10 protein-coding genes are annotated in these 12,016 nt (G+C 63.9%); 5 read left to right on the forward strand and 5 right to left on the reverse strand.

Annotated elements, in window-relative coordinates; translation table 11 throughout:
* Positions 1 to 53 precede the first annotated feature (53 nt).
* Positions 54 to 728 carry a Crp/Fnr family transcriptional regulator gene (locus K3F49_RS30775; protein ID WP_234684897.1) on the forward strand — a complete coding sequence of 225 codons (675 nt, stop codon included), beginning with the start codon at positions 54 to 56 and terminating at the stop codon, positions 726 to 728.
* Positions 729 to 764: 36 nt separating this feature from the next.
* On the opposite strand, the gene K3F49_RS30780 is transcribed toward K3F49_RS30775, so the two are convergent.
* The 4 genes from K3F49_RS30780 to K3F49_RS30795 form a co-directional block, all read right to left on the reverse strand.
* Positions 765 to 3,929, reverse strand: coding sequence for an efflux RND transporter permease subunit (locus tag K3F49_RS30780; RefSeq protein ID WP_234684651.1), 3,165 nt, complete (start codon positions 3,927 to 3,929; stop codon positions 765 to 767).
* On the reverse strand, positions 3,929 to 4,858 hold the full coding sequence (locus tag K3F49_RS30785) for an efflux RND transporter periplasmic adaptor subunit (protein ID WP_234684652.1): 930 nt from the start codon (positions 4,856 to 4,858) through the stop codon (positions 3,929 to 3,931). The genes K3F49_RS30780 and K3F49_RS30785 overlap by 1 nt, the downstream gene beginning before the upstream one ends.
* A gap of 143 nt (positions 4,859 to 5,001) precedes the next feature.
* A complete protein-coding gene (locus K3F49_RS30790; protein WP_234684653.1) occupies positions 5,002 to 5,670 on the reverse strand; it encodes an OmpA family protein in 669 nt (222 codons plus the stop codon).
* A gap of 141 nt (positions 5,671 to 5,811) precedes the next feature.
* A complete protein-coding gene (locus K3F49_RS30795; protein WP_234684654.1) occupies positions 5,812 to 7,341 on the reverse strand; it encodes a caspase family protein in 1,530 nt (509 codons plus the stop codon).
* Between the two features lie 368 nt (positions 7,342 to 7,709).
* On the opposite strand from K3F49_RS30795, the gene K3F49_RS30800 reads away from it, so the two are divergent.
* Positions 7,710 to 8,516, forward strand: a complete 807-nt coding sequence (locus tag K3F49_RS30800; RefSeq protein WP_234684655.1) for an N-acyl homoserine lactonase family protein — start codon at positions 7,710 to 7,712, stop codon at positions 8,514 to 8,516.
* Here the strand turns inward: K3F49_RS30800 and K3F49_RS30805 are convergent, their stop codons facing one another.
* Complete coding sequence (locus tag K3F49_RS30805) at positions 8,517 to 9,059, reverse strand: MarR family winged helix-turn-helix transcriptional regulator (RefSeq protein WP_234684656.1); 543 nt, start codon at positions 9,057 to 9,059, stop codon at positions 8,517 to 8,519.
* Positions 9,060 to 9,169: 110 nt separating this feature from the next.
* Between K3F49_RS30805 and K3F49_RS30810 the strand changes: the two genes are divergently transcribed.
* The 3 genes from K3F49_RS30810 to K3F49_RS30820 are packed head-to-tail and all read left to right on the forward strand — an operon-like array spanning position 9,170 to position 12,016.
* Complete coding sequence (locus K3F49_RS30810) at positions 9,170 to 10,786, forward strand: FAD-dependent oxidoreductase (protein WP_234684657.1); 1,617 nt, start codon at positions 9,170 to 9,172, stop codon at positions 10,784 to 10,786.
* A gap of 8 nt (positions 10,787 to 10,794) precedes the next feature.
* Positions 10,795 to 11,022 carry a DUF2783 domain-containing protein gene (locus K3F49_RS30815; RefSeq protein WP_234684658.1) on the forward strand — a complete coding sequence of 76 codons (228 nt, stop codon included), beginning with the start codon at positions 10,795 to 10,797 and terminating at the stop codon, positions 11,020 to 11,022.
* A 37-nt stretch (positions 11,023 to 11,059) separates the two neighbouring features.
* On the forward strand, positions 11,060 to 12,016 hold the full coding sequence (locus K3F49_RS30820) for an MBL fold metallo-hydrolase (RefSeq protein ID WP_234684659.1): 957 nt from the start codon (positions 11,060 to 11,062) through the stop codon (positions 12,014 to 12,016).

The following is a 12,016-nucleotide window of genomic DNA, read 5'->3' on the forward strand; positions in this document are numbered from 1 at the left end:
CTGACGACGATGCTTCCAAGCGATTTGCCGAAGAAATTCACAAGGACGTTGAAATGAGCAAGCAGGCCGAATTTGCGGTCATTCTGAAAATGAATGCCATGTTCGCCGATCTCGGGACGGACGAACTCCAGCGGCTGTCCAACCTCTGCCACACCCAGCATCTGGGGAACGGCGAGGTGCTGTTCCAGAAGGGCGATGCGGGCGACGCGCTGTTCGGCGTGCGCCGCGGCCAGGTCCGCATCGAGACCGGCGCCTCCGATGGCAGCCGGCTGACGCTGAACTTCATGGGGCCGGGAGACCTGTTCGGTGAAGTTGCGGTGCTCGACGGCCAGAGCCGCACCGCGGATGCGACCGCTGGCGAGGTCAGCGAATTGTTCGTGCTGCGGCGCGAAGACTTCCTCGCCTTCCTCGAGCGCGAGCCAAAGGTCGCAATCAAGATCATCGCGCTGCTGTGTCAGCGCATCCGCTGGCAGAGCGAGCGCATGGAAGAATCCATGCTGCAGCCGCTGCCGGTGCGGCTGGCGCGGCGGCTTTGCGCGCTCGCCGCTGATTTCGGTTCCGAGGTGCACATCTCGCAGGAGCAGCTCGGCGTCTTCGTCGGCGCCGCCCGCGAGAGCGTCAACCGCCAGCTTCAGGCCTGGCGCAAGGAAGCGATCCTCGATCTCCAGCGCGGACGCATCCTGCTGCGGAACATGACCAAGCTGACGGCGATCGCGCGGAACGAGTAGGCGCGCCACCAGACTGCTTCATCGTCGGAGTCGCAATTATTCCGCCGCCGGATGCACGATGCTCTTCGGCGCCGGCGTCGCCTCCGCGGTCGCAGCGCCGGCGGGCGGAGCCGCATGATGATCGCTCGTTTCCGCGTCCTCGCTGTGCACGATCAGCCGCTTGCCGAAGCGCCAGATCAGGGCGCCGAGGTCGTCCATCACCATGAACATCGCGGGCACGAACACCAGCGACAGGATGGTCGAGAAGATCAGGCCGCCGATCACCGCAAGCGCCATCGGCGAGCGGAACTCGCCACCCGCGCCGACGGCGAGCGCGCTGGGTATCATGCCGGCGGCCATCGCGATCGTGGTCATGACGATCGGGCGGGCGCGCTTCATGCCGGCATCGATCATGGCCTCGTCGCGCGGCTTGCCGGCGCGAATGGATTCGATGGCGAATTCCACCAGCATGATCGCGTTCTTGGTGACGATGCCCATCAGCATCAGGATGCCGATCCACACCGGTGTGGTGAGCTGCTTGCCGGTGACGAGCAGGGCCGCGATGGCACCGCCGATCGACAGCGGCAGCGAGAACAGGATGGTGATCGGTTGCAGGAAGGTGCCGAACAGCAGCACCAGCACGGCATAGACCATCATCAGGCCCGATGTGATCGCGGTGGCGAAGCCATCGGACAGTTCGTTCAGGCTCTCGGCGTCGCCGGAGGGGCTGACCCTCACGCCCTTCGGCAGGCTCTTCATCACCGGCAGATCGTAGATCTTCTTGGTGGCGTCGCCGAGCGCGGCGGAGCCGACGAGGTCGGCTGCGACGGTGGCCTGGCGTTCGCGGTCGTAGCGATTGATGCTGGTCGGGCCTTGGTCGAGCTTGACGTCAGCGATGACCGAGAGCGGCACGCCGCCCTTCTCGCCGTGCTCGCCGAGCGGCACGCGCAACTGCTCGAGTGTCTTCAGATTGCCGCGCGCCGCGTCTTCGAGCTGCACGCGGATCGGCACCAGGCGGTCGCCGACGTCGAACTTGGCAAGCGCAGGACCGACGTCGCCGATCGTCGCGACACGAATGGTCTGAGACAGGCTTTCGGTCGATACGCCCAACCGGGCCGCGAGATCGGCGCGCGGCTCGATACGCAGCTCGGGCCGCTCCAGCGTGGTCTCCGAGATCACGTTGGAGATTGTTGGAATTCGTTTCATCTGCGTCGCGAGTTCGCTTGCGACATTGTTGACGATATTGGCATCGGCGCCGGTCACGACCAGTGCGATTGCGCGAAGACCGTTATCGTCGAGAAACCAGAAGCGGATGTCCGGGATATTCTCCAGCTCCTGGCTGATCGAGAATTCCAGTTCGCGCTGAGTGATGTCGCGGTCGCTCTTGGGCGTGTAGTTGATGATCAGGGCGGCGCGGCGGACTTCCTGGGTCCCCGGTGGAACGCGCCCGCCATCGACGAAAATGCTCTTGACCTCGGGCCGCTTACGCAGCCGTGCGACGATGTCCTCGGTGACCTTCTCGGTGTAGGCGAGCTGGGTGCCCGGCGGCAATTCGAGCGCCAGCAGCGATCGCGCGCTGTCCTGCGCAGGCAGGAAGCCCTGCGGCAGTAGCGTGATGCTCCAGATCGAGGCGGCGAAGATTCCAAAGCCGACCAGTACGGTGAGGAAATAGTGCTTCACCGACCACGTTACGACCCGGTGATAGCCTCGCAGTACTCGGCCCGGCGGCGGCTCCGCATGATTGCCATGTTTGAGAAAGTAGGCCGCCAGCATTGGCGTCACGAAGCGCGCCGCGAGCAGCGAGAAAAACACCTGCACCGACACGGTGATGCCGAATTGTTTGAAGAATTGTCCTGCAATACCCGACATGAAGCTTGCGGGCGCGAAGATCGCGATGATCGTGAGCGAGATCGCGATCACCGCGAGGCCGATTTCGTCGGCGGCCTCCAGCGCGGCCCGATAGGGCGATTTGCCCATGTTCATGTGCCGAACGATGTTCTCGATTTCGACGATCGCGTCGTCGACGAGAATACCCGTCGACAGCGTGATCGCGAGGAAGCTGACCAGGTTGAGCGAGAAGCCGAGGATGTCCATTGCCCAGAACGCCGGGAAGATCGACAGCGGCAGCGAGATCGCGGCGATGATGGTGGCGCGCAGATCGCGCAAGAACAAAAGCACGATCACGACGGCGAGGATCGCACCTTCAAACAAGGTGGAGATCGCAGCCTCGTAATTGCCCTTGGTGTATTCGACGGAAGTGTCGATCAGTTTCAGGTCGACGTCGGGATACGCGGCCTTGAGCGCGTCGATCCGCTTCGCGACCGCGGCCGCGATCACCACGTCGCTGGCGCCCTTGGACCGTTTGATGCCGAGTGCAACTACCGGCTCGCCGTTGAAGCGTGCGAAGGTGCGGCGGTCGGCGATGGTGTCGGTGACGGTGCCGAGGTCGTCGAGCCTAACCTCGCCGCCGCTGAACAGCGCGATCATGGTGCCGGCCAGGTCGCTGAGCGTCTTGGCGCCGGCCAGCGTCCGGATCGCCTGGTCGTTCTTGCCGATTTCGGCGCGACCGCCGGCGACGTCGACATTGGTGCCGCGCAGGCTCTGGCTGACGTTGACGGCGGTCAGTCCCATCGCCTGCAGGCGGTCGGGATCGAGCGAGACAAGGATCTCACGCTCGACACCGCCGATGCGCTCGACCTGGGCGACGCCACGGACTCCCTGAAGCGCACGCTTGACCACGTCGTCGACGAAATAAGAGAGCTGCTCTGGCGTCTTTCCGGGCGAGATCGCGGCGTAAGTGACGATCGGCAGGCCGATCACGTCGACGCGCTGGATCAGCGGCTCGTTCACGTTCTGCGGCAGATTCGAGCGCACCCGCGTCACGGCGTCCTTGACGTCGTTGAGCGCGCGGTCGGTGTTGGTTTCCAGCGCGAACTGGATCGTGGTCAGGGAAAGGCCGTCGGTGATCTGCGACCCGATGTGCCGCACGCCTTCGACACCGGAGACCGCGTCTTCGATGGTCTTGGTAACCTGGGACTCGAGCTCGGCAGGTGCTGCGCCGAACTGCGAAACGGCGACCGAGATCACCGGAATGTCGGCCGAGGGCAGTCGCGTCACCGCGAGCTTGGTGAAGGAGGTCCAGCCGAGGATCAGGAGGATGATCGAAAACACCACCGACGGCAGCGGATTCCGGATCGACCATGCCGAGATATTGAGAGCCATCAGCGTACCCGCGTGCGATCGAGTTCATCGGCGAACATGGTCTTGATCTGGTCGCCGTCATGGAGCGAAGAGCCTGCGTCGGCCACGACGATTTCGCCGACGTCGACACCTTCAAGGATTTCGGTTTGGCTGTCGGATGTCAGCCCGACACGCACCCGACGTGTCTCGACGGTGTTGCCTTTGATCACCTGGACGGTGAGATGGTCGATCGCCGTCTTGGGAACCGCGACGCCGCAGCTTCGCTTGGCGTCGATCGAGGCACGGGCAAACACGCCGACCTTCAGCGATGGATTGTTGGTGACGCTGATGCGGACGCGGCCGAGTTGCGTGGCGCGGTCGATCTCGGGGGCAACCAGCCGGACCCGGCCGATCAGATCGGCGGCCTCGTCCCGGCTGATCCGTACCGTTGCGCCGGGGCTGAGTTTTGGCATGTGCACGGCCGGGACTTGAGCATCCAGCTCGATCTCGTTGTTGACGGCGATGCGGAACATCGGTCCCGCCTGCGGCGAGGCCGGCGCACCGACGATGGTTCGCACTTCCGTGACGAGCCCCGGCGCGGGTGCTTTCAGCGAGATCGGACCCTGCGGACCCGACCTTTGCGGCTGACCCGGGATCTGTGGCGGCGCCGTCAGGCGCGCCAGCTCCTGGTTCTCGGTGACGAGGGCGCCTTCGGTGACGAAGAGATCGGTGACCTTCGATCCTTCCTGGTCGGCCATGACCACGGCCTCGCGCCGCGGCACGAAGAAGCCGGTGACGCGCACCAGGTCGGAGAAGCAGGCATTGGTCGACTTCGCCACGATGACGAGCGCCTCGCCCGGCGTCTCCTTTGCCTCGGGGCGATGCCGATGCTCGAACCAGTAATAGCCGACGCCGAGCGCAAGGATGAACGCCACGGTTCCCGCAGGCTTGAGATATTCGGAGATGTTCATCGCCGGATCATCCTGGCCTGGCTCGGGGTTGCTGGGATCGTTTCCCTGAAACGAAGCGGCGTCCCGCAGGGCTGCGGGACGCGCGCTGGGAGCAAGACTTTACACCACATCACGACTGGTCACTGCAAAGGATTACGTCGTGGTCACTTCGAGGCGGTGGTCTTGTTTTCCATATTCACGACCTGCACGCGGCGGTTCACCTCCGCCATCGGCTGGTTCGGATCCTTCAGCTTGCTCTTGCCGTAACCGACGGTGACGAGGTCGGCGGCGGCAATGCTGTGTTTCGCGACGAGGTAGCGCTTGATCGAATCCGCACGACGTTCCGACAGCTCCTGGTTGTAGCCCTCGCTGCCGGCGGCGTCGGTGTGGCCGGCGACCACGAAGGTCGACCCCTTCAAATCGGGGCTTGTCAGTGCGCGGCCCAGCGCCTGCACCGAAGGCAGCGACTTGGTGCTGATGTCGGCCGAATTGTAGTCGAAGGTGATTTCGAGATCGATATTCGGCTTGTCCTTGGCGACGGAGGCGAGCTCCTCGCGCTCGGTCGAGGACAGCGAGCGCGTGGCGCGGCCGCGGACAGACTGGATCAGCTTGGTTTCCGCCGGGTTCGGCGCCGGATCGGCCTGTGGAGCGATCGAGAGGCCGCGGGTCAGGGGCTTCTTTGGCTGCGGCGCCAGCGCGCGAACGATCTCATCCTCGGTGACGTTCTTGCTGTTGCCGTCGCCGGCGAAGGCAGGCGGGAGCGTCAGCGACAGCGCGGCGCCGATGGTGATGACGGAGAGGATCGCGGTCAGTCCCTTTGCAACCAATCTCATTGCCAGTCCCTCCTGCGCGAGCCCGCGCGGTTCCGAAATTCCTGCAAGGGGCCCCGGCAAGGCCACCTGCGGCATCCGTTCCATTAGTCTTGCCGGACCGCCACGGGTTCGAGGGGCTGCCGGCCTCAAATCAAAAAAATATCAACGTACTCCGTAACTTGCGAACTCTCCAGCGATGTTCGGGTCCATCGCTTTGGCATTGGCGATGTCGAGTGCACCCTCCTGGGCCGAGCCGTTGCGCTGCTTCGCCACGCCCCGGCCGTAGAGCGAGGACGTGAGGCGCGGGTTGATCTTCAGCGCGGCGTCGAAATCGGCGATGGCGTTCTTCACTGCCCCGGATTTGAGGTTCACCAGCCCACGGCTGTCCAGCGCATCGACGAAGTTCGGACGCAGCCGCAGCGCCTCATTGCAATCCTTCAGCGCGGCCTGGAGGTCGCCGACCACGGCACGGGTCCAGCAGCGGTTGTTCAGCGCCTCGACGTCCTTCGTGTTGATCCGGAGCGTGTCGTCAAAATCCCTGATGGCGAGGCTGTAGGCGCCCTTGCTGGCATAGACCTGGCCACGCCGGTATAGCGCATTCACGTCGTCCGGATTGGCGGCGATCTTGGCCGTCAGGCCCTTGATGGTGGGATCCTCAGCCAGCGCAGCCGCGCTCGGGCCGCCATCGGCGTTCGGCGCCGGGGCGGGTTCGGCCGGTTTGACCGGCGGTGCCGGCGGAGGCAGCGCGGCCTCAACCTGCGGCTTCGGTGCCGGCGGCGGTGGTGACGGAGGTGCAGGCGGCGCCGGCGGATTGTTCGCAGCCACGGATGGTGCTGGCGGGGCGGCCGGAGCCGGAGGAGCCGGAGGCGGGTTGTTGGCGACCGGGGGCGGTGCGGGAGGCACCGGTGGCGGGGTCGTCGCCGTTGGGCGCGATCCTGCGGCACCCGGAATGAACGAGAAATCCTCGGCGAGCGAGGACGATATCCACGGTACCTGTTCGCCGCGCGAAGCGCGGGTGACGCCCATCTTGGTGCGGTTCAGCGTTTCCTCCGCCATCAGGTCGGGGACACGGATTTCCTTGAGCAGTTCCTGGACGAACAGGCTGTGGTCGCCGCCGGCGTCCGACACTACGGACGCCAGCGCCGCCGAATACATCACCAGCGTGCCGTTCGGCGCGATGACCGGGGTCAGACCCGCCGAGAAGCTGCGGAACCGCCGCTCGAACGGGTTGCGCCTGCTGGCATCGATCAGCGCGATCTTGACGCCGGCGCCGCGGGTGTTGAGCTCGCCCAGGATCGCTTCGATGCTGAACCCGTCGCGACGGACGTCGGACTCGGTCCAGATCTGCGCGTCGACCGGGATCATGTAGCTCTGGCGTGCCGACTGGATGCCGAACCCGCTGTAGAACACCAACGCCACCGAGCCCGGCTTGATCTTGCCGTAAAGCTTGTCGAAGGCGCGGCGCATTCCGTCGCCGGTCAGGTTCTCGCCGACCTCGACGGAAAAGCCGTCGCGCTTGAGCTCGTCGGCGACATCGCGGGTATCGTTGATCGGCTCTTTCAGCGGGCTGTCCGCATCCGGATATTTGGCATTGCCGATGACCAGCGCATATCGATCGCCGGCCGCATGCGATGGCGCGGTCGGGATGAGCGAGACAAGCAATGGCAGAAGAAAAAGCAGGCGAGTTTTCATAATCAGCGCGGTCCAGCCAAAAAGGCGCCGTTCCCAGCTTGCGCCGCGGCGACCTTAACTTACGCAATGTGCATTATCAAACCGGGGAGTGGGGGCGTCAACCGCTTGGAGATTCGGCACTATCGCGACAATTGACCGCGATGCACAGGTCGGCTGCGAGCGGATAAATCGGTGGTCACGGCGCTACTAGACGCGTTCTCGTTCAGGGTTCCGGCCGTCATGTTAGGCCGGGACTCGCGATGAAAATGTGATTGGTCTCACATTGCGCCCTGCGTCCACCGCAGTCTCAGACGTTTGACCTTTACGGCGGGCAATGGCTTGGTGCGCGGCAGGTCCGTTCAGAAAAAGCAAAAACCGGGATCAAAGTCATGGGAAACGCCTACGAAATCTACGCCCTGCGTTATGCGACGATGTCGCCGCGCACCCCCAGCATGAATTTTTTGGCGCCCGACCCGCATGACAGCGCGGCGCAGGACCTCGACTACTTCGTTTGGCTGATCCGTGGGCAGGGCCGCGATATTCTGGTCGATACCGGCTTCAATGCCGAGGAGGCGACCTCCCGCGCGCGCAAGCTGACGCTCAATCCGGTCGATGCGCTGGAGCGCTTTGGCGTCGCGGCGTCGAGCATCCGCGACATTATCGTGACGCATCTGCATTACGATCACGCCGGGAATCTCGATCGTTTCCCGCATGCGCGCTTCCATCTCCAGGAGCGCGAGATGGCTTACGCCACGGGGCGCTGCATGTGCAACGGACTGCTGCGACATCCATTCTCGGTCGAGCACGTCACCCAGATGGTGCGCCATGTCTATGGCGAGCGCGTCAATTTCTATTCGGGCGACGGCGAGATCGCGTCCGGTGTCTCCGTGCACCGTGTCGGCGGCCATTCGGACGGCTTGCAGGTGGTCACGGTCGAGACCGCGCGCGGTCCGGTGGTGCTGGCGTCCGACGCCGCGCATTACTACGCCAATCTGCAGCGCCGCAGCCCGTTCCCGATCGTCTACAATGTCGGCGACATGGCCGTTGGCTGGGAGACGATCGAGCGTCTCGCTGGACATCCCGACCGGTTCATTCCTGGCCACGATCCGATCGTGACCGAGATCTATCCACGCGCCAGCGATAAGGTCGATGCGTGGGCACTGCATTTGCCGCCGACGCGGTCGTTTGCGAAGTGATCAATACGCCTGCTTGGCGTCGGCCTCTTCGCTGGTCTGGATCAGGTCGAGGCTATGCTCGATCTTGCCGAGCAGCGCGGAGAGCTGCTTGCGTTCCTGCGCCGACAGGCAGGCGAGAATTTCGTCTTCCCGCCGCAGCAATTGCGGGAACAGCTCCTCGTAGAGAGCGCGGCCTTTCTTGGTTAGCTGCAGGCGGAATTCGCGGCGGTCGGCTTCGTTCTCGACCCGCTCGATCAGGCCGTCATGCAGCAGCGCGGTGACCGCGCGGCTGATGGTTGATTTGTGCGTGCGGGTGCATTGCGAGATGTACTGCGCGCTGCAGGCATCGTTGCGGAAGCCGAGCGTGGCAATCACGCGCCAGGCCGGAATGTCGAGGCCGTGACGTTCCTGATATTCGACTGCGAGCGCGGAACTGACTTCTGCCGCCAACCGGTTGAGGCGAAACGGCACGAATCTGAACAGATCGAGCCGCGACTTGGGTCGCGATGAAGCCTCGTCGGCTTCGCGTGTCTTCAACGCGATGTCGCTGGATGTCCTCGCCAAGGAGAGCGCTCCGAATTCCAGTTGACGGCCGGCCGGCTCCGGGCCAAAATAGTTGCACGTGAGACTATCTAGCAGATCAGTCCTCTCCTGACCAGAGCCGAGGTTAGTATATGGCGGGCGCCAATACGCATCAGGCCAAAACCCAGTTCGGCTATCGCCGTCACTCCGACCAGGACCGCTCGGGCCAAAGTCCGGCCGAGCATCCGGTCGTGGTCGTCGGCGCCGGGCCCGTTGGACTGTCGCTGGCGATCGATCTCGCCCAGCGTGGCCAGCCCGTCGTCCTTCTGGATGATGCTGACCGCATCGGCGAGGGCTCGCGCGCGATCTGCTTCTCGAAGCGCTCGCTGGAATATTGGGACCGGCTCGGCGTTGCCGACCGCATGGTCGACAAGGGCGTGGTGTGGAGCGTCGGTCGCATCTTTCACGGCGAGTCGCAGCTCTATCAGTTCAATCTGCTGCCCGAGGCCGGCCACAAGCGGCCGGCCTTCATCAACCTCCAGCAATATTACGCCGAGGCCTATCTGGTTGATCGCATCGGCGATCTGTCGGCGATCGACCTGCGCTGGCGCAACAAGGTGACGGCGGTCGAGCAGCGCAACGATTCCGTTGTGCTGACGATCGAGACACCCGAAGGCGCTTATCGGCTGCATGCGCAATATGTCGTCGCCTGCGACGGCGCGCGGTCTTCGCTGCGGCAGATGGTCGGCGCCGAGTTTGCCGGACAGGTGTTCGAGGATCAATTCCTAATCGCCGACGTGAAGATGACGGCGGAATTCCCGACCGAGCGCTGGTTCTGGTTCGACCCGCCGTTTCATGCCGGACGCTCGGCGCTGCTGCATCGGCAGCCCGACGACGTCTGGCGCATCGATCTCCAGCTCAATCGCTATGCCGATCCCATCGTCGAGAAGAGGCCAGAAAACGTGCGGCCGCGCATCGCGCGGATGCTCGGCCACGACCAGTTCGAATTCGAATGGATCTCGCTCTACAGGTTCCAGTGCCGGCGAATGGATCGCTTCATCCACGGCCGCGTGATCTTTGCAGGCGATTCCGCGCATCAGGTCTCGCCCTTCGGCGCGCGTGGCGCCAATTCGGGACTCGAGGACGCCGAGAATCTCGCGTGGAAGCTCGATCGCGCGCTGCGCGGCACCTCGCCCGCAAGCCTGCTCGAAAGCTACCATGTCGAGCGCAGTCTGGCGGCCGACGAGAATATCCGCGAATCCACGCGCTCGACCGATTTCATGGCGCCGAACTCGCATCAGGAAGCCCGGCTGCGCCAGGCGGTGCTGGCGCTCGCCAAGGAAACCGAGTTCGGCAAGCGCATGGTCAATGGCGGCCGGCTGTCGGTGCCATGCAGCTATGATGCTCCGCTGTCATCGCGCGATGCGGATGCCTGGCGCGGTGGACCGTCGCCGGGCTGTTCAATGCTGGATGCTCCCGTGTCGGCGGGGATTTATTTGACGGATGCATTCCGCGAGGGCGGAACGGACTTCACTCTGCTTTCGTTCAACAATGGCGCAGCGATCGATGTGCCCTATGGCGTCAAGAACATCCGCATCGGCGGCGAGGACGGACTTGCCGATTCCCTGGGGCTCATCGCCAAGCGCTATGACGCCGAGCCGGGCTCTGCCTATCTGCTCAGGCCCGACGGCTACGTCGCAGCGCGCTTTCGCCATCCGACGCGTGAGGCGATCGCTGCCGCGCTGTCGCGGGCCGCAGGTCTGAATTGAGGTCTCATATGCCGCTCTCCACCAGCTCCAACTTCGCGCGGCCCGATGATGCCTTTCGCGCCATCGTCGAAGCGCATCGCGGCCTGACCGACGAGCAGAGCGCCGATTTCGATGCGGCGCTGGTGCTGATCCTTGCCAACCATATCGGCGATATCGACGTGCTGAGGGAAGCGCTCGTGCTGGCGAAACGCCGCATGATCGATGGCCAGCAGCAACAACAGCAACAGCAACAATAACCCAAACGCTTGAAGCAAAGAACGTAAGGATGAATTGATGGCGAAGAACTTCGCATCCACCGGCGATCTCTCCGAGAAGAAGATCACCTTCTCCGAGATCGGTACTGATCTCTACGCCTTCACCGCCGAGGGCGATCCGAACACGGCGATCATCGTCGGCGACGACGGTTGCCTCGTGTTCGATGCGCAATCGACGCCGGCGATGGCCAACAAGGTGATCGACCGCGTCCGCACCGTCACCGACAAGCCGATCAAATATGTCGTGCTGTCGCATTATCACGCGGTGCGCGTGCTCGGCGCCTCCGCCTACAAGGCGCAGGGCATCGTCGCCTCGCAGGAGACCTATCGTCTGATCGAGGAGCGCGGCCAGCAGGATTGGGATTCCGAGTATGGTCGTTTTCCGCGCTTGTTCCAGGATGCCCAAAGCATTCCCGGACTGACCTGGCCGACGCTGACCTTCGAAGGCGAGATGTCGATCTATCTGGGAAAGCGCGAAGTGCGCTTGATGCAGCTCGGCGCCGGCCACACTTCCGGCGACATCGTCGCCTGGGTGCCGGACGCCGAGGTGATGTTCTCCGGCGATCTCATCGAATATCACTCGGCCTGCTATTGCGGCGATGCGCATTTGCGCGAATGGCCGCTGACGCTGAACGAGATTCGAAATTTCAATCCCAAGGCGATCGCGCCGGGCCGCGGCGATGCGCTGAAGGGCACGGCCACGGTGCGCGAGGCCATCGCGATGACGCGCGATTTCGTCACCTCGCTCTATGGGGCGGCTGAAGTCTCGGTCGCCAAGGGGCGCACGCTGAAGGAATCGATGGCCGCGACCCGCGAGGTGATGGATCCGAAGTTCCACAGCTTCGCCATCTACGAGCACTGCCTGCCGTTCAACGTGTCGCGCGCCTATGACGAGGCATCGGGCATCGACGATCCCGTGATCTGGACCGACAAGCGCGACCAGGAAATGTGGGCGGCCCTGCAAGGAGGAGGATAG

It is taken from the genome of Bradyrhizobium monzae, assembly GCF_021458635.1.
In the GTDB taxonomy this organism is placed as follows: Bacteria; Pseudomonadota; Alphaproteobacteria; order Rhizobiales; family Xanthobacteraceae; genus Bradyrhizobium.

Coding starts and splice junctions, on each gene's coding strand:
- K3F49_RS30775 (WP_234684897.1), top strand. CDS start 54: ATGAGCAAGCAGGCCGAATTTGCGGTCATTCTGAAAATGAATGCCATG.
- K3F49_RS30780 (WP_234684651.1), bottom strand. CDS start 3,929: ATGGCTCTCAATATCTCGGCATGGTCGATCCGGAATCCGCTGCCGTCG.
- K3F49_RS30785 (WP_234684652.1), bottom strand. CDS start 4,858: ATGAACATCTCCGAATATCTCAAGCCTGCGGGAACCGTGGCGTTCATC.
- K3F49_RS30790 (WP_234684653.1), bottom strand. CDS start 5,670: ATGAGATTGGTTGCAAAGGGACTGACCGCGATCCTCTCCGTCATCACC.
- K3F49_RS30795 (WP_234684654.1), bottom strand. CDS start 7,341: ATGAAAACTCGCCTGCTTTTTCTTCTGCCATTGCTTGTCTCGCTCATC.
- K3F49_RS30800 (WP_234684655.1), top strand. CDS start 7,710: ATGGGAAACGCCTACGAAATCTACGCCCTGCGTTATGCGACGATGTCG.
- K3F49_RS30810 (WP_234684657.1), top strand. CDS start 9,170: ATGGCGGGCGCCAATACGCATCAGGCCAAAACCCAGTTCGGCTATCGC.
- K3F49_RS30815 (WP_234684658.1), top strand. CDS start 10,795: ATGCCGCTCTCCACCAGCTCCAACTTCGCGCGGCCCGATGATGCCTTT.
- K3F49_RS30820 (WP_234684659.1), top strand. CDS start 11,060: ATGGCGAAGAACTTCGCATCCACCGGCGATCTCTCCGAGAAGAAGATC.